The following is an 18,790-nucleotide window of genomic DNA, read 5'->3' on the forward strand; positions in this document are numbered from 1 at the left end:
TAGAAATAAATGTCCTGGTATGTTAAGATAGTTAAATCATTTATTTACCTAGGTAAATAATTAAGGAGTGTATGTATGAGCAGCTTGGATAACTGGGAAATTATTCACTTATTTAATCAACAATATCGCCAGCTGAATAAAGAAATGAATTATCGTTTACAGGAACATAATTTATATTCTTCTCAATGGTCCGTTATTTTCTGTCTTAATCGTTTTGGTCCAATGACGCAAACCGAAATTTGGAAATACCTTCATACAGAAGCACCCACAATAACAAGAACCGTCTCACGTATGGAAAAAAACGGCTGGCTTATTCGAAAACCTGGTAAGGATAAAAGAGAGCGTGTCATTGAATTAACAGACAAAGCTAAAATCGAATATGCAGCATTACGCCAAACAATGGATCAATTTGATCACGATATGCTTGCTCAATTATCAGAGCAGGAAAAGAAACAACTATATTATCTATTACAAAAAATGACAAACACAGGAGCGTCGGAAGAATGAACAATCAACCAAGAATCTGGACAAAAAGCTTTATAAGTATTTCTCTAACACAATTTTTAGTATTTATTGCGTTTTATTTACTACTTACTACACTACCAATTTATGTTATTAACAATTTAGGTGGTTCAGAGGCTGAGGGCGGTCTGATTGTTACTGTCATGTTGATCGCAGCAATTATTGTACGACCATTTTCAGCTAACCTATTGGATAAGATCGGGAAGAAAAAAGGATTGGTAGGAAGTGTTTTCATTTTTACTGCTACTACCTTTCTATACATCTGGGTGGACAGTCTTACACCACTATTAATTATTCGTTTCTTTCATGGTTTATCTTTTGGGATAATTACAACCGCTACCGGAGCTATTGCAGCTGATATTATTCCGGCTTCCCGCAAAGGTGCAGGACTGGGATATTTCGCTATGGCAATGAACCTTGCAGTAGTTGTGGGACCTTTTATTGGTCTATCTTTACTTCAATTTGTTTCCTTTCAAACAGTTTTTATTATTCTTAGTGTCATCATGCTTTCAGGCGTAGTCTGTTCTATGCTTGTTCAAGTATCTTCAGGCACTGAAAATATGGATGGTAAACCTGCTAAAAGTTTCTCCATCCATCAACTAGTTGAAGTAAAAGCGATACCAATTGCCTTAATCAGCAGTATTGTGTCACTATCTTATGCCAGCATTATATCGTTTATCTCTGTATACGCTGATTCTCTCGGACTTGCTTCTGCTGCAAGCTTCTTTTTTCTTGTCTTTGCAGTGGTTATGATCCTTTCCAGACCTTCTTTGGGTAGAGCATTTGATACAAAAGGGCCACGTGTTGTGATTATCCCTTGTCTTCTTATATTTGCAGTTGGTCTTATCGTACTTAGTTACACACAAACAGCTTTATTGCTGTTAGTTGCTGCTGGATTAATTGGGTTGGGCTACGGTACATTGCTGCCAAGTTTTCAAACCATGTCCATTCAGACTGCTTCCCCCAGTCGTAGTGGCCATGCAACAGCTACTTTTTTCATGCTGTATGACGCCGGCATTGCTTTAGGTTCTTTTATATGGGGAGCCGTAGTTGCAGGCTTTGGCTTTCAAAACCTTTATTTAATTTGTGCAGCATTAGTCGTTTTAACAGCTATTTTATTTAATTTTTATTATACAAAAGCCAATAAAAAACAAAACATAACTCACAAAACTGTGGCAGAGCATTAATCAACATGGCTGAGGTTCGTTATGGACTTCAGCCAAGTTCTAATACACATTAAAACAATATTTTTTGTGATCCTACTAATTAAAAAGAAATACACACTTACTTCTTATAAAAGGTAATATATGTAAACAAGAAATTTTCAGTCTTTATTTCTTTTTTTCTTATTATTTTTATTATATCCTATTAACATGGTACAAATTATACTTTACCACATGCTAAAGGGGGCTATCACATGACAATGAAAAAAACATTAACACTTGCTGGATCTGATTCTAGTGGTGGAGCAGGCATACAGGCTGACTTAAAAACATTTCAGGAACACGGTGTATATGGCATGAATGCCTTGACATCTATTGTGACAATGGATCCAGATAACAATTGGAGCCATGGTGTATATCCAATTGATGTAGAAATCGTGGAAAAACAGCTGAATACAATTTTATCCGTTGGCGTAGATGCAATGAAAACAGGTATGCTTGGGTCTGTAGAGATTATCGAGCTTGGCGCCAGAAAAATAGATGAACATAACTTGGAAAATGTGGTAATTGATCCCGTTATGGTTTGTAAAGGAGAAGATGAAGTATTACAGCCGGAGAACACAGATGCAATGCGTGAGCTACTTCTCCCGCGTGCTGATATTATTACACCAAACTTATTTGAAGCTGGTCAATTAGCTCGCACAGGTCCAATTAAAACAATGGACGGAATGAAAGATGCTGCCGTGAAAATTTATGAACTAGGCGCGAAAAATGTTGTCATAAAAGGCGGAAAAGCTTTGGAACATGATAAAGCCGTAGACCTTTTTTATGACGGAAAAGATTTTAGTTGGTTAGAAAACGAGAAGATCGACACACTCTACAACCATGGAGCTGGTTGTACGTTTGCAGCAGCTATTACATCTAATCTTGCACTTGGAAAGTCTGTAAAAGAATCTGTGGAGACAGCTAAAGATTTTGTGTATGAAGCGATTAAACATGGTTGGAAGCTTAATGAGTTTGTTGGCCCTGTTAAGCACGGTGCATATAATCAATAAAAAATAGAAAATAATTAAAGACTTGGCATGAGTACGTGCCAAGCTTTTTTTATATTGCAATCATTCCATTCATCTCATACAGTTTGTTAAATACAAGATTAAAACCCTACCCTTGGGGTATAGAATAAGATGTATTCTGTTTTATGTGTAAAAATTGAAAGGAGATAAGCAACTTGTTTGAAATAGTAGACCTAGAAGTAGATTCCATTTTCGGAATAGAACATGTAAAAATCGATACACAAGTGACAAGTATTGTCGGACAAAGCGGTAGCGGCAAATCCACCTTCCTCAGGTTACTTAATAACCTTGATGCACCATCAAAGGGTAACATTTATTATAGGGATAAATCGTTGTCGGATACGGATCCGATCGAACTTCGACAAAAAGTCGTGATGGTACCTCAAACACCGGTAATTTTTGATGGGACAATTTATGATAACTTGGTGATCGGTCATGAGTTTAGTGGTCAGAAGCGACCTGCAGAGGAAGATTTGCTAAAAATGCTGGAGATGCTGCAATTAGACAAAAATCTACATACGAATGCCAGTGAGCTCTCTGGTGGAGAGAAACAACGCTTAGCTCTTGGCAGGGTATTGCTAATGGATAGTGCCGAAGTGTATTTACTTGATGAACCTTCTTCTGCCCTTGATGATAAAACAGCTGAGCATGTATTAGGAAAAGTAATCAATTTTTCAAAAAACCATGATAAGCAGATCATTATGGTAACCCATGATCAAGACCTAGCAAAGAAGTATGCTGATAAAATAATTGAAATGGACATGTACAGCTACAATGTGAAAGGAGGGAAAAAATGAATAATAGTGAGGCAATGGACTTAGTTTTTTGGCAGGTTGTTTCCGCTTATCTATTTATCATCATCATCTTGGCAATTGTACGCATAAAGAAAATTCCGCGTAAAAAGTTAATTATTGTCTCCACATTAAGGATGACGTTACAGCTCATTCTTGTAGGCTATATCCTCATTTATATCTTTGATCATCCGCATCCATTGCTTACGATAGGAATTATTTTATTTATGCTTGGATTTGCTATTTTCAATGTTTATCAGAGGACAAAAGCAACCATTCAGCTACCTCTAAAGAAAATGATAGCATTGGCTATGATTATAGGAATAAGTGTTAGTTTAACCTATATGATGCTAGTTGTTCTTCAATTGGATCCTTGGTATGATCCACGAATTTTCATACCTATTGGTGGCATGATTATAGGAAAAACAATGACAGGTGTAGCGCTTGGCGTTAATAATCTAATTCATGGAATGCGTGATCAACAGGATAAAGTGGAAGGCGCATTAATGCTAGGTGCTTCGCCAAAACAAGCTGCTAAATCTATTGTTAACGAGGCATTCGATTCTGCTATGCTACCGACGATTAATGCAATGGTCGGTATGGGAATTGTATTTCTTCCAGGCATGATGACAGGACAAATCATTGCAGGTCAACAGCCTGTTACCGCAGTAAAATACCAAATTGCTGTCATGCTGGGTGTCGCAGGTACTGTATCTATTACGGTGCTGATTTTTCTTCATTTGGCCTACAAATCATTTTTTAATGAACAAAAACAGTTCTTGCTATCAAAACGAAGTCTTTCAAAGAGTGAAAAGCCGGTGGAGTTTCAATAAGAAAATTATTTTGAAAAGAATATGATCGCTACTTTTATAACAAATTCCACATTTCCCGATCGACAAATTTCTACATTTATTCTCAAATTTAAATTGACAGGCTGTCATTATTTTTGTATGATCTAGAAGTTCTTGACGTAACAATTTAATTCTGCTACAACAACAACTAGACAATAATGAAAAGCGTGTAGCTGAGTCAGATCAACAAATAAATAGAAGAACTTCGGGGGTAGAAAGATGGGGAAAAAGAAAGGTTTATTTCATTATTCTTGGTGGGTCTTAATTGGACTCTGTATTGTTGTCGGATTAGGAAAAGGAGCGCTTAACGGTTCTGCCGGATTATACTTAAGCCCTGTAGCTAAAGATCTGGATATCGGTATGGGAAATCTGACTCTTTACTTAAGTGTGGCTGCTGTTATTACGATGGTATTTCTACCTATTGGCGGAAAATTAATGGCAAAGTATGACACGAGAGTTGTATTAGTAACAGCAATTATTCTACAAGCAGGCGCATTTGTTGCATTTGGTTTTATGAGTTCAATATGGGGCTGGTATATATTTGCAGTGCCTTTAGCTATTGGGGGAGTTTTTACCACAGTAATTGTTGGCCCTGTTCTCATTAATCAATGGTTCAAGAAAAAGAATGGACTTGCACTAGGAATTCTAGGTGCATCAGGTGGTGCTTTAGGAGCTCTTGCACAGCCTGCTGTAGGAAATATGATAGCTGACCAAGGGTGGAGATTTGCTTATATCGCTTTGGGCGGGGCTGCAATAGTTATTTCGATTCCTGTTATTGTCCTATTATTTAAGAAGTCACCACATGCTATTGGTATTTCTCCATATGGTGCTAAAGAAGTCTTAGCAAATGAAATTAAAGGTGATTCACCTGTGGAAGTAATAGCAGATACAGGAGTTTCTATGGCAGATGCAAAAAAATCATCCGCTTTTTACGCACTTGCTATCTTCTTCTTTCTAGTTACATCGATTGCAAGTTTTACTGTACATATCCCAACATATATTATTAATCAGGGCTACAGCGTGACTTTTGCAGGAAATGTAATGGGCGGTTATATGCTTGGAGTGTTGTTTGGAGCTTTAGCCATTGGCTTCTTCGTTGACAAAATCGGTTCAAAGAAAACCGCTATTTCTGCTATGATACTAGGCATGATAGCTGTCTCTATCCTAACCTTTATTACTGGTAATGCTGTATTAATAACAATCGCTGTTATTCTGTTTGGATTTGTTGCTTCCAACGCCATTAGTACGATGGCTCCAGCACTTACTACAAGTCTTTTTGGCAGCAAGAATTACAGTGTGATCTATTCTACTGCTTCTTTAGGATTAGCCGTGGCTTCCATTATTGCCCTACCATTGTATGGCTATATTTTTGATTTTCTGGGAAGCTACACCCCTGTTTTAATTGGAATTATAGTTATGATGGGGATCAACATATTATTAATTCTTATTGCATTTAAAGGTACGGAAAAGTTGAAGAAAGCTGGCTTATGGAACTAACTAATACTTTTGGCACAAAGATATTATTTTATCTTTGTGCCATTTTAATTTTAATTGCCATATTTCGACGGCTTTGTTTAAAATATCTTGACATTGTCCCTATTTTTTTATATTATCGAGAAGCAAAATAGTTTAATGTTAAAATATAAACTATTAAACTATAAAGTCCTAAACAATTTGAATTTTGATACTTCAATAAGAAGAATAATAAATCTGGGTCGGGGCATTGTGTAGCAGGACATTTTCATTTTAGGAGAAAGCAGGGGTATATATGAGTAAGACAAAAAGTAAATTCCATTACGCATGGCTAATATTAATTGGTCTATGTGTTATGGTTGGTCTAGGTAAAGGCGCACTAAACAATTCAGCCGGATTGTATCTGCCTCCAGTAGCTAAAGATTTAGATATCGGAATGGGAAGCTTAACATTATACTTAAGTATTTCCTCTATCGTTACACTAATCTTCCTACCTATTGGCGGTAAAATGATGGCGAAATACAATACACGTATACTATTAACTATCGCTATTATACTTCAAGCCGGTGCTTTTGCAGCCTTCGGTTTGATGCGATCTGTATGGGGCTGGTACATATTATCAATTCCTTTAGCTGTAGGTGGTGTATTTATTACCGTTATTGCAGGTCCGGTATTAATCAATCAGTGGTTTAAGAAAAGTAATGGACTCGCTCTTGGTATCATGGGGGCTGCCGGTGGTGCAGTAGGTGCTATTGCCCAACCGGTTGTTGGTGGTTTGATCGCTAATCAAGGCTGGAGCAGTGCATATATATATGTAGGTCTTGCTGTCATTGTCGTTGTAGTACCTATTATCTTATTAATCTTAAGAAACTCACCAAAGGAAAAAGGTTTACTTCCATATGGTGCAGCTTCTACTGGTTCAGAAGGAAATCCTTCTAATGAAGAAATAGAAGATAAGGGAGTAACTATGGCTGTTGCAAAGAAATCATCTGCTTTTTATGCATTGGCGGTGTTCTTCTTCCTCATTACAGCAATTGCCAGTTTCTCTATTCATATTCCAACATACCTTACAAATCAAGGGTACAGTGTTACGTTTGCCGGGAACATCATGGGGGTTTACATGATTGGTGTATTAGTTGGTGCATTAGTATTAGGGTTCCTTAGTGACAAGCTAGGAGCAAAAAATACATCGCTTTTGGCAATGGTACTTGGAATTGTTTCGGTTATCATGTTTTTGTTTTTCGCAGAAAGCACATTGATTATCAGTGTTGCCGCTGTTATTCTTGGGTTTATGGCTTCTTCCATTGGTACCTTGGCTCCAACCCTTACCACTGCCTTATTCGGTAATAAGGAATACAGTCAAATTTATGCGACTGCTTCGTTAGGATTAGCAGTAGCTTCTATCATAGCATTACCTGTATATGGTTACGCATATGATTTCACTGGAAGTTATACTGCTGTATTATATGCGATTATCGGCATGTTTATTGTAAATATAATCGCCATCATTATTGCCTTTAATGGAAAGAAAAAACTTGAAGATCAAGGTCTCTGGAATTAAATTATAAAAATCAGACTGCATGTGGATTGCTCCATATGCAGTCTTTTATTTTTTAGAATAGAAATTTTACACACACTACTTCAGGTACATCTATTTGCGAATTTGTTTTCCACAATCTTCCTGTTTCTGTATCTCTCTCAAAAAGTACAAGATTACCTGAATGCTGATTGGACACCACGAGATAATTCTCACAAGGACTCAACACGAAATCACGCGGCCATTCTCCTCCAGATGGTACCAATTCGATAAGTGAAAGCTCTTTTGTTTGTGAATCTATTTGGAATGCTGCAACACTATTATGACCTCTGTTTCCTGTATAAAGAAATTTACCATCTGTTGTGATATGAATGGCACTTGCATCATTTGTTTCTTTAAAGTCAGTTGGAATTGCTTTAATGGATTGTTTTACTGAAAATGTTCCTGTGTTTGAATCATAGTTAAGTACGAGTACTTCTGAGCTAAGCTCTGTCAATAGATAAGCATGCTTACCGTCAGGATGAAATGCGATATGACGGGGACCGCTTCCTGGATTTACTTTCAATGTAGACACATGCTCTAGCCCTTCTTCACTCTTCCGATAAGTTACCAATTGGTCTGTGCCAAGATCAGCAACAACAATATAGTTACCTTCCGGGGTATAACCGGTAAAGTGAACGTGCGGCTTTTCTTGTCGTTCATGCGGGCCACTTCCTTCATGCTTTATGAACTCCCCTTGATCTAGCTCGCCAGCTTCGTTTACTGCATGTAATCCTACTGTACCTTTGTGGTAATTACCTGTTACAAGGCCATTTTCACCAAAATCCAAATGACATGGTGGAGCACCTTCCACAAGCTGTCCATTTATTTCATCTAGATTTCCAGTTTGCCTATTAATTACATATCCGCGCACGCCGCCCATTTCATTATCTTGCGCAACGGAATAAAGCCTATCTTTCTCTGGAACTATAGTTAAATAGGTTGGACTGCCTACGCTAGCTGTGAGCTCAGGTCCACGTAGTTCACCTGTCTCTGTATTGAGTGAAAATCGATAAATACCTTCACTTGTCTTACGGGTGTATGTACCTGTATAACCAAAAAATATTTTTCCCATTTATTTTGACATCCTTTCTTGAGTGATATTCTTTTGTTGAGTATAGCATTGATTTCTAATGACAGCATCTTGTATGTTTTAGGAATCAGGTATCCTTTTCAGAAATATTATCTTCCATGTCACTATCTACCTATTATAATTACTAAACGGAACTATTTGTCTCTTCTTGATAATGAAGGACTATCTAATATTCAAATGTCGCGACATAGACGTATTTTCTATATTCTATTTTTTTCGTAGCTGGAGGAAACTGCGACGTAACTTTATTGATGAAAAGCTCAGTGAAATATTTGAGGAGAATTGCCCCATTGATTTCCGTTGCATGCGGACGCTTTCCGCCGGCATGGCTTCAGCCGCTTCCTCCGCTACGCTCCGTGCAGGGTCTTCAGCTCATGCTATTCCGGCAGGAGTCGCCGCATTCCACTCCAATCAATTTATATCTGCTTTAAAATTTTAAATGCCGAATAGCTTTTCACTTGTACTAGAAGATGTTAAGTAAGCTTTTACACTTAATGCTAAAGTCATTATTGCTGAAAAAGTAAAATTAAGCGGAGGAAAATACGGAGACTTCTGGGGGAGATGAGGCATAGGTGAGACCCCGGAATGCGGTAGCATGAGGAGGCTCATCAGCCGCCCCCGAAAAGCGCAGTATTTTCCGTAGCGGTGGTGTGACCAGATTCATTATTTCAGCGAGCTTTCCTGCAAAAATCTAATTTTAATATCCAACACAAGTTAGTTCGCAGTTTATCCATTTTGCGAATTACTGCAATGCTTTCCCTTATATTTTCGACCTAAAAAAACAGGCTGTGCTATGCCAGCCTGTTTCAGTATAGTTATTAATATACCTTATCTCCATTAAAAATAGAGTTTTTCACAATCGCGTAATCTACTCTGCGAATTGCCTCTAAGTCTGTTCCACCGGCGTACGAGATAGAGGATTGAAGATCTTGTTCCATTTCAATTAGTGTATCTTTTAATGGCCCTTTATGATCTACATACATCTTTTTACCCTCTACATTCTTCTTCTCGCCTTTTTGGTGCTCAGATGCAGAACCGAAATATTCTTTATATAACTTTCCGTCCTTCTCAATCGTTTGTCCAGGTGATTCTTCATGACCGGCAAATAAAGATCCGATCATTACCATTGTTGCACCAAATCGAACTGATTTTGCAATATCACCATGTGTACGAATTCCACCATCAGCAATAATTGGTTTTGTAGCTGCTTTTGCACACCATCTAACTGCTGCCAATTGCCATCCACCAGTGCCAAAACCAGTCTTTATCTTAGTAATACAAACCTTACCTGGTCCTATTCCTACTTTTGTGGCATCAGCGCCGGCATGTTCCAGTTCCCATACCGCTTCCGGTGTACCAACATTACCTGCAATAACAAAGCTCTTAGGTAAATGATTTTTGATATGCTGAATCATATTAATTACTGCATTTGAATGCCCATGGGCAATGTCAATAGTAATAAATTCTGGGACAAGCTGTTGTTCTGCTAGTTCTGTAATAAATGCATATTCTTCTTCCTTAACACCAACACTAATTGAAGCAATTAGGTTCTTTGCTTGCATATCTTTTATAAATGCTACTCTCGTTTCCGGTTGAAAGCGATGCATGATATAAAAGTAACCATTTTCAGCTAGATTTACAGCTATATTTTCATCAATAATTGTTTGCATATTTGCTGGTACAACAGGCAACTTAAAAGTATATCCACCCAGTTTAACAGTTGTATCACACTCTGACCTACTATTTACCACACATTTTCGTGGAATTAATTGAATATCTTCATAATCAAAAACTTTTTCCATTCATAACACTCCTAAAACCGAACTTTATTTTTAATATCTATAAAAACATTCGACTTTTTTAATTTACCTTATTTTCCTAAGGTTGTCAATGTGTTTGTTTGAATTTTTGAAAGCGGATTCGTGTGGAAAAGCCGTTTGTACAAGGAAGTAGTTATAAATTTATATTTAATGGTAAAGATAAGACTACCTATATTATTAAACTATTAAGGAGGTAAGAAGATGTCAGACAAGCATTCTGATAAAGGTAATAATGGCAAAACTACTACCGACCCAACTTCTAATTTACACGACCCTAGTCGTCGCCGATTTCTAAAAAATACAGGAATGGTAGCTGGAGGTGTAGTTGGTGGCTCTTTGCTAGGAAGCTTGCTTACCAATCAATTTGCTACGGAAACCCCACCTAAAACAGATTCCCAACAGGAAACAGCTAATAATTATCAGGAAGCAAGGCAATTCTTTAGTCGATTGGAAGATTTTAAAGTATTAGAAGCTGCTACGGAGCGAATTTATCCTGAGGATGATAACGGACCTGGGGCAATTGGCCTTGGTGTTCCCTATTTTATTGATAAACAACTGGCAGGCCCGTGGGGAATGAATGCAAGAGATTACCGACATGCGCCTTTCATTAAATATGATCAAGTGGAGAGTATGAGAGGGAAAAGTGATGAAAAACTTCCTCCAAACCAACAGGGCGCACAAGGGGCGGATAATAAGCCTGAAACAGAATTACAACGTGATCAATCCCGTCTGATGAGAAGAGAAATCTTCTTACAAGGAATACGTCGGTTAAATACGGAAAGTCAAAAAAGGTTCAAAGTGGTATTTAATGAAGCTGAAGAAGAGCAACAAATTGAACTACTCCAAGATATGGAATCAGGGAAAATTAAAATGAAGGGTGTCGCCTCCGAAAATTTCTTCATACTTTTACGACTGGCAACACTGGAGGGTGCTTATTCAGATCCGTTATATGGGGGCAATCGAAATATGGCTGGCTGGAAAATGAAGGAATTCCCTGGGGCACAAGCTTCCTATACAAACGTTATCGAAAAAGATGAGTTCGCTAAATTGGATCCAATTAGCTTAAACAATTATCAAGGACACTAAACTTATAAGGAGGGTTATAGAATGGCAAAGAAGCTATCAAAAGTAGATGCAGTAATTGTTGGCTCTGGTTGGGCCGGAGGAATTATTGCTGCCGAACTTGCTAAGAAAGGATACAAGGTAGTTGGACTTGAACGTGGAGAAAATAAAAAGCCGGAAGATTATATTGGCACGAAAGATGAATTACGTTTCTCCCGAAGATATGAAATGATGCAAGACCTAACAAAGGAAACAATAACTTCTAGAAAAAGAGATTCAGAAACGGCTTTACCAGTGCGCACGAATGAAAATGCCCTACTTGGAACGGATACAGGTGGAGCAGGGGTACATTGGAACGGTGTGAATTTTCGATTCCTTCCATATGATTTTGAAATTTATAGCAAAACAGTAGAACGTTACGGTGAAGGGAAAATACCAAAAGATATGACTCTCCAAGACTGGGGAATTACATATAATGATTTGGAAAAGTATTACGACCAATATGAAAAAATGGCGGGAATTTCCGGGGAGAAAAACCCCATTGGACCAGAACGGTCAGATGATTATCCTAACCCACCAATGAAGGATTCACCAGCCATCCGTCTTTTTAAAGAAGCAACCAAAAAGCTAGGTTATCACCCGTATCATATTCCAAGTGCCAATGTGTCCAAAACATACGAGAACCCGGATGGGCAAACGATTAATGCTTGTATGTACTGTGCATTTTGTGAGACATATGGCTGTGATTTTGGCGCAAAATCGGACCCGTTAGTCACAGTTCTTCCTACAGCCAAGAAAACAGGAAACTATGAACTGCGGAATGGGGCTAATGTCACTCGTGTACTACACGATGGCAAACGTGCGACAGGTCTTTTATATACAGATAATACTACAGGGATAGAGTATGCACAACCAGCAGATATTGTCGTCCTTGCAGGGTTTATCTTTACCAATACCCGCCTATTATTATTATCTGAGATTGGGACACCTTATAATCCCAAAAGTGGAAAAGGAATTATTGGCAAGAACTTCACCGGGCATTTTAATAACATTAATTATCTCGGGGCAAGAGGTTTCTTTGATGAGAAAAAATTTAATAACTTCGCTGGAGCAGGAGCGTTTGGGGCTACCATTGATGACTTCAGCGGAGATAATATCGACCATTCTCAATTGAAATTCCTTCATGGTTTTGAAGTTCAAATACAGACAACAGGAAACAGACCCATCGCTACTAATTTCGTTCCGAGCGGCACACCTTCCTGGGGAAAGGAATTTAAAGATAAATCCTTGCATTATACCAATCGTAATCTATATGTAAATGCGTTAGCCGGTACGCTGCCATGGAAAAACAACTACATGGACCTTGATCCAACGTATAAAGACTTCCTTGGTAATCCATTGTTACGGGTGACATATAAATATACAGATCAGGATAAAAACTTAATTAAGTATGCCATTGGAAAGTGTGAAGAGATTATGAAAGAAATGGGCGCAGATAAGGTCGAGCCTGATACCGTTCCGGATGACATAGACTTTAACAGTTCCTATACGACAGGGCACTTTGGGGGTGGCGTCATCATGGGAGAAGATCCTGACACCTCTGCGGTTAACAATTATTCTCAGATGTGGGATATGGACAATCTATTTGTTGTGGGTGCCTCTTCCTTCCCACACTTTCCAAACTATAACCCGACGGAAACTGTAGGTGCTCTTGCATACCGTGCCGCAGAGGGAATTGATAACTATTTAAGCAACGGTGGCGGTTTATTAGTAAATAGACAAAACAAAAGGAAAAATGCATAGTTACTATTTAGAGAAGGAAACGGAATATTATCGTTTCCTTTTCATTTTATTAAATTGAGTTATTAAAATGACCATGAATATCTTTAATGAAGCGCGTTACAATTGGCGGCAAGTATCTGTTTTTATTTGTCGCTAAATAGACTGTTCTTGAAAGGACAGGATCCTTCATTCGCATAACACTTATCTTTTTAAGCGAATCCTCTTCTATATAATTCTGCGGTATTATTGTACTTCCCAAACCTTTTTCTACTAAACTGCAAGCCGTTTTAATTGATGTATTTGCGATGCCAATTATTATTACAACGATTAATATGTTTAGTTAAAACTAAAGAAAAGAGCAGATTTTAGTTACACATCATCTGCTCTTTTTTCTTTATCTTACATATTAAATATTCATTTCTTCTACTTTTATTTCCTTCATACACCAGTCAATTTTAGTTGTGTCAATGTAACCTGTTTTTTCCTGCATGGCATTCAAAACTCCCATAGTTAAACCATACTTTATGAGTTCCTCACCCCTAAGGTTTCTTGCTAAACCGGAAGCAAAGCCTGCAATGACAGAATCTCCGGAACCAACCGGGTTAACCGCCTTTACTTTTGGTATTTGTGCATAGTAAAGTGTGTTTGTATGTTTCACCACAGCTCCATCTGCACCCAAAGTAACCACTATCCATGGTATATCTCGGAGTACATCTCGCTGCAGTGCTTCAGCCACAGCCACCTCCGTGGTCAATTCTCTTCCGATCAAGTCAGCTAATTCAGACTGGTTCGGTTTTATCAGGAAAGGCTTGGTCTCGTTTTCAAGTACACGCTTCAACAACTCTCCCTTTGTATCAAGGAGCACAGGGGTCTTCGTTTTTCCAGTAATCGTTAGTACATCATTATAATAACTGAATTTTAACCCCTTCGGCAAACTTCCTGAGATAGTAATATAATCAGCCTGGTGTAAATACTCTTCCATCTTATCCAGGAATATAGTTGCTTCTTCTTGAGAGATCTCCGGGCCACTTTCCAATATTTCTGTTTGCTGTCCTTCATGAAGAACAGCTATACAGTTTCTAGTTTGCCCAGCAATAGAAACATAAAAGTCCTTGACATCCATCGTTCTTAATTCTTCATGAATGAATTCACCCAGATTGCCACCAAGGAATCCCGTAGCAGCAACATCCTCTCCAAGCTGCTTCAACACCCTTGTCACATTTAGTCCCTTTCCACCAGCTGTTTTTGATACATCAGTGACTCGATTTACCGTATCCAATTTGAATTCATCTGGAAGATGATAGCTAATATCTACAGAAGGATTTAAAGTAATTGTTAGAATCAAGCAGAATCATTCCTCCTTATTCCCCGCTTAAACTAGTAGCCACAGCTAGAGGCCGTAAAATCGAGCACATCATTCAATTCAGTAATATTGTTTTTACCATCTTTTTGCAACCACTTTTCAGCTGCGTTTGTTCCTTCTTCTTTATAGCGATGTGCTGCACCACTCCATGTTGCTCTACCACATAACACGCCATGGAAAGATGCTGATGCTTCTTTCGCAAATTTCAATGTTTCCTGGAATAATTCTGCACTTACGCCAGCACTTAGGAAAATATAAGGAATGTCACTTACTTCACTCTGTTGTTTAAAGTAGTTAGCTGCTTCCTCTTGTGTATGGATAACCTCACCTTCAGCATATCCTTCTACAAAATTCATATTTACTGGGACTTCCATTTTAAGTACATCTACACCGAAGCGAGCTTGGGAAAAATGTCTCATTGACTCAATAACTTTTCTTGGCTTTACTTTCGCATATTCTACTCCTTTAGCGTCAGAAATATTTTCATCATATGTAATGATTTCAAGGAAAAAAGGCACTTCCTCTGCATTACATTCCGACCCAATCCGTTCTACAAATACATCTTTTTTTTCATTAATATCACTTGGATCGTCGATATCATGATAAATTAGTACCTTAATGCCGTCTGCACCTTTTTCTACTAAACGCTTAACAGACCATTCAGGCAGAAGACTTGGAAATCTTCCAGGCTCGGTAGTGTCATAACCCGTTTTTTCGTAGGCAACAAGCAAGCCACAATTTGCATCCTTTTCGTTCACCGCCGGCCAGCCGTATTCCGGATCTAATAGAATGGCAGATGCATATTTAGTAAGATTTCCTGATACAAGTGACTTAAAGTTTTCGATTTGTTCCTTTGAAGTATCCTCGCCCATCATACGTTTCAATGCTCCTCTTTGATCAATAGCCAATGCACTGAAATATCCGTTCTTATTCGTTAGTTTTTTTAAACGAGCTATTTTAGCTTCACTTTTCATTGTTTTATTTCTCCTTACTTTTCAAATTATTTTTCGTATACAATCGATCCATTAACTGCTGTAACAATGACCTCCATACTAGGACTTAGAACAACAAAGTCCGCAAACTTCCCTGATTGGATACTTCCTAGTTCATTATCCTTGTTAAGGCTTTTTGCAGGGGAAAGACTAGCAAGATGCCAGATTTCACTTAAATTCTTTCCAGTCCATTGTGAAAGGTTTTGCACCCCGTCCAATAATCGGAGAGTACTTCCAGCAAGGGATCCTGTTTCTGTTCGAGCAACTCCATTTTTCATCACTACAGGAAACTCACCTAAATGGTATTTTCCATCAGGCATTAATCCAGCTCGCATGCAATCCGTAATTAGTTGCAACTTATCCCCTTTTAATTGATAAGCCATGGAGGCTACTTCTGGATGTACATGGAAACCGTCACAGATAATTTCAGCGAAAGCGTTTTTTAGTGTTAATGCTGCTCCTGCAACTCCTGGCGCCCGGTGATGTAACCCAGACATCCCATTAAATAAATGTACAAAATTACGTGCCCCTGCATGCACAGCATCTACACAACATGTATAGCTAGCATCTGTGTGAGCAATGCTAGCCAGGACCCCGGAATTCGCAACCTTCTGAATAAATTGCTCAGCCCCTTCTCTTTCCGGAGCAAGTGCTATCTTTACAATTGAACCTTCAGCTAACTCTTGCCAATGGACAAACTCCTCAAGGGAAGGGTCAGAAAAGTAACTTGGGTTTTGTGCCCCTTTATGCTTCTCAGTGAAATAAGGACCTTCAAGAAAAATCCCTTCTGAAACAGCTCCAGGTAACCCCTCTGCAACTGCCTGTCTAACGGCTTTAATGGCTTTCACCAAATCACTTCTAGATGAAGTTAACGTTGTAGGAAGAAAACGTGTCACCCCTATTTTTGCAATCTCTTCTGATATATTAAGAACAGCTTCCTGCGTCCCATCCATAATGTCAAACCCAGCTATTCCATGAATATGCGTATCAAACAATCCCGGGGCAACAGTACAGTCGCCCCAGTCTTTTATCTCCACACCACTTGGAACCTCATCAACAAAACCGGCAAATTTATGATCTTTGATAGCTAAGTAACCATCTGATTTCTCTCCGTCTTCAAGTAAAAAACGATCTGCTTTTATAATGTAATCCATTGATATCAAACCTTCTTTTATATAAATAGATTAATAGTTTATCCTTCATAATCATGGATGGTTACACCTTGTACTACTCGATTTATCGTACCATCCGGGCTTGGATTATCAGGAGTAATACCGAGCTTCATTGATTTTTTCATTGCTAATACTTGTGCAAACATAATGTATAAGAATCCAAGCTCCAAATCAGTCGCTAAAGCTTCCCCATTAAAGTTTACGCTTATTACCCAGTCAGCCAGTTTTTTCACTTCATCATCTATTTTTTCAGTCACCGCAATTACTTTCATTCCATTATTTGCGCTAGCAAGCTCTTTCAATATATCCAGATCGTACTTGCGGGTATATGCATTACTAGATAAGAAAACAACAACGAGTGATTGGTTATTCACAATAGACTTAGGACCATGTCGGAATCCTAAGGAAGATTCATATAATGCCACTACATTGCCAGCTGTCAACTCTAACATTTTCAAAGATGCTTCATGAGCAAGCTGTCCTAATAAGCCAGAACCTAAGTAAATAATCCGATTAAAATCGAAGTTTAAAATATCATCTACTTGATCAGCGACACTTTCTCTAAGCTGCTCAGCGTTTGAAATAACTTTTGTTGTTTCTTCTCCCGTAAATGGTTGCGGATTAAATAGTTGATATGCTGCCAACATCATTGTTGAAAAGCTACTTGTCATTGCCAATGATTTATCATTAGATTTTTCAGGCATAAGCAATAGAATACTATTATTGTCATTGCGGATATTCTGAGCAAGCTGTCCTTCCTTGTTACAAGTAATCACGACCTGATAGAAATTTTTGATCAGTTTCTGCCCCAACTCAACGGTAGCAACACTTTCGGGACTGTTCCCTGAACGTGCAAAGGAGACCATAATAGTAGGGGTTTCTGCCTGTAAATATGCGGTCGGATTGGACACAATATTTGTGGTAGGTACCGCTTCAAAATGAACGTGATCCTTATTCAATCTATTCAGTTCTGGTGCTAGCGTATCTCCAACAAAAGCGGAAGTTCCAGCACCTGTTAAAATAACGCGTACGTGAGGATGCTTTTGATAAATTGATTCTAAAAACTCGTTATATCTCTCTTTATTCTTAAAAAATTCAGTTACCCATTCCTTCCATACCTCTGGCTGGTGATGAATTTCTGTGCAGGTATGGTTTGCACCCATCTTTTCTATTTCGTGAGTATCTAAGTTAAACAACTTACCTACTTCCCTTCTTTTAAAAGGTTATGTTGTCATAACCAGTATTAGTATTTTAAAACTCTACTTATTTTAAAATAGAGTTTTACTTCAATTCCACTGTGTAATCAAATTTATCACCACGTGCAATGCTGATAGTATATTCAATCAGATCATCCTGGTAATAAGCATAACGTCGAATAAGCATGGCCGGAAGTTCTAACTCAGCTTGCAAATAAGCAGCCTCTTGCTTTCGTACAGTAGTAGCCGAGAAACGCTCACGCGCTCTAGTGACAACAATTTGATATTCTTCCTGAAATAAATCATACATTGGTTTTTTTTCAAGCATCTCTTTTGTAAGATTAGGGAATAACCTGACTGGAAGGTATGAAGTTTCATACATTAATGGTTCTTGATCTGCTAAACGCAGCCTTATAACCTGAAACACTTCTTCTAACGGTTGTAAATTCATCTTTCCAGCAAGCCTTTCATCTACAGGCATTTGCTGAAAGGAAATCACTTTTGTCGTCGGCACCTTCCCAAGTTCCTTCATCTGTTCCGTAAAGCTGTATAACTGTACCAAATTTTGATTGTACATCTTTGACGCAATAAAAGTACCTTTGCCATGCAACTTGTAGATATAGCCTTCTCTTTCCAATTCTTGTAGAGCCTGCCGGACAGTTATTCTGCTCAAATTATAAATTTCACATAATTCCCGTTCTGATGGCAGTTTTTCATGCTCTTGATACGTTTGGTTATTAATCTTTTTCACTAACTCATCCATTAATTGCAAATAGAGCGGAATCCTGCTTTGTTTATCCAATGTTACTTCCACCACTTTCCCTTACTTTCCAAAAGTGGTTATAACCACTTAAACTCATT

17 protein-coding genes are annotated in these 18,790 nt (G+C 38.2%); 9 read left to right on the plus strand and 8 right to left on the minus strand.

Annotated elements, in window-relative coordinates:
* Positions 1-75 precede the first annotated feature (75 nt).
* From X953_RS14270 to X953_RS14300, 7 genes are all read left to right on the plus strand, one after another.
* A complete protein-coding gene (locus tag X953_RS14270; RefSeq protein WP_040956191.1) occupies positions 76-507 on the plus strand; it encodes a MarR family winged helix-turn-helix transcriptional regulator in 432 nt (143 codons plus the stop codon).
* Positions 504-1,709, plus strand: coding sequence for an MFS transporter (locus tag X953_RS14275; RefSeq protein ID WP_040956192.1), 1,206 nt, complete (start codon positions 504-506; stop codon positions 1,707-1,709). The genes X953_RS14270 and X953_RS14275 overlap by 4 nt, the downstream gene beginning before the upstream one ends.
* A gap of 230 nt (positions 1,710-1,939) precedes the next feature.
* Positions 1,940-2,740 carry a pyridoxine/pyridoxal/pyridoxamine kinase gene (gene pdxK, locus X953_RS14280; protein WP_040956193.1) on the plus strand — a complete coding sequence of 267 codons (801 nt, stop codon included), beginning with the start codon at positions 1,940-1,942 and terminating at the stop codon, positions 2,738-2,740.
* A 173-nt stretch (positions 2,741-2,913) separates the two neighbouring features.
* Entirely contained in the window at positions 2,914-3,555 is a 642-nt protein-coding gene (locus X953_RS14285; protein ID WP_040956194.1) for an ATP-binding cassette domain-containing protein, read from the plus strand.
* A complete protein-coding gene (fetB, locus tag X953_RS14290) occupies positions 3,552-4,382 on the plus strand; it encodes an iron export ABC transporter permease subunit FetB (RefSeq protein WP_052350143.1) in 831 nt (276 codons plus the stop codon). The genes X953_RS14285 and fetB overlap by 4 nt, the downstream gene beginning before the upstream one ends.
* A 237-nt stretch (positions 4,383-4,619) precedes the next feature.
* The gene (locus X953_RS14295) at positions 4,620-5,897 is read left to right on the plus strand and encodes an MFS transporter (RefSeq protein WP_040956195.1); all 1,278 of its coding nucleotides are present in this window, start codon (positions 4,620-4,622) and stop codon (positions 5,895-5,897) included.
* A 271-nt stretch (positions 5,898-6,168) separates the two neighbouring features.
* Positions 6,169-7,434 (plus strand): MFS transporter, encoded by a 1,266-nt coding sequence (locus X953_RS14300; protein ID WP_040956196.1) that lies wholly within the window; start codon positions 6,169-6,171, stop codon positions 7,432-7,434.
* Between the two features lie 52 nt (positions 7,435-7,486).
* Here X953_RS14300 and X953_RS14305 read toward each other — a convergent pair whose 3' ends face one another.
* Both X953_RS14305 and guaC read right to left on the minus strand, forming a co-directional pair.
* Positions 7,487-8,524 (minus strand): lactonase family protein, encoded by a 1,038-nt coding sequence (locus X953_RS14305; protein WP_040956197.1) that lies wholly within the window; start codon positions 8,522-8,524, stop codon positions 7,487-7,489.
* A gap of 836 nt (positions 8,525-9,360) precedes the next feature.
* A complete protein-coding gene (guaC, locus tag X953_RS14310; RefSeq protein ID WP_040956198.1) occupies positions 9,361-10,344 on the minus strand; it encodes a GMP reductase in 984 nt (327 codons plus the stop codon).
* Between the two features lie 219 nt (positions 10,345-10,563).
* On the opposite strand from guaC, the gene X953_RS14315 reads away from it, so the two are divergent.
* Together X953_RS14315 and X953_RS14320 are read left to right on the plus strand one after the other, a co-directional pair.
* A complete protein-coding gene (locus X953_RS14315) occupies positions 10,564-11,448 on the plus strand; it encodes a gluconate 2-dehydrogenase subunit 3 family protein (protein ID WP_084715706.1) in 885 nt (294 codons plus the stop codon).
* Positions 11,449-11,469: 21 nt separating this feature from the next.
* Positions 11,470-13,227: a GMC family oxidoreductase gene (locus X953_RS14320; RefSeq protein WP_040956199.1), complete on the plus strand. Its 1,758-nt coding sequence runs from the start codon at positions 11,470-11,472 to the stop codon at positions 13,225-13,227.
* 49 nt (positions 13,228-13,276) lie between these two features.
* Here the strand turns inward: X953_RS14320 and X953_RS19600 are convergent, their stop codons facing one another.
* From X953_RS19600 to X953_RS14345, 6 genes are all read right to left on the minus strand, one after another.
* Positions 13,277-13,540, minus strand: a complete 264-nt coding sequence (locus X953_RS19600; protein WP_084715707.1) for a LysR family transcriptional regulator substrate-binding protein — start codon at positions 13,538-13,540, stop codon at positions 13,277-13,279.
* A gap of 72 nt (positions 13,541-13,612) precedes the next feature.
* Positions 13,613-14,551, minus strand: coding sequence for a hexose kinase (locus X953_RS14325; RefSeq protein ID WP_040956200.1), 939 nt, complete (start codon positions 14,549-14,551; stop codon positions 13,613-13,615).
* 32 nt (positions 14,552-14,583) lie between these two features.
* The gene (gene lacD, locus X953_RS14330; protein ID WP_040956201.1) at positions 14,584-15,543 is read right to left on the minus strand and encodes a tagatose-bisphosphate aldolase; all 960 of its coding nucleotides are present in this window, start codon (positions 15,541-15,543) and stop codon (positions 14,584-14,586) included.
* 26 nt (positions 15,544-15,569) lie between these two features.
* Positions 15,570-16,715 carry an N-acetylglucosamine-6-phosphate deacetylase gene (nagA, locus tag X953_RS14335; protein ID WP_040956202.1) on the minus strand — a complete coding sequence of 382 codons (1,146 nt, stop codon included), beginning with the start codon at positions 16,713-16,715 and terminating at the stop codon, positions 15,570-15,572.
* A 38-nt stretch (positions 16,716-16,753) separates the two neighbouring features.
* Positions 16,754-17,929, minus strand: coding sequence for an SIS domain-containing protein (locus tag X953_RS14340; RefSeq protein ID WP_052350144.1), 1,176 nt, complete (start codon positions 17,927-17,929; stop codon positions 16,754-16,756).
* A gap of 85 nt (positions 17,930-18,014) precedes the next feature.
* A complete protein-coding gene (locus tag X953_RS14345) occupies positions 18,015-18,731 on the minus strand; it encodes a GntR family transcriptional regulator (protein ID WP_232217701.1) in 717 nt (238 codons plus the stop codon).
* Positions 18,732-18,790: the final 59 nt, after the last annotated feature.

Source organism: Virgibacillus sp. SK37 (assembly GCF_000725285.1).
In the GTDB taxonomy this organism is placed as follows: domain Bacteria; phylum Bacillota; class Bacilli; order Bacillales; family Amphibacillaceae; genus Virgibacillus_Q.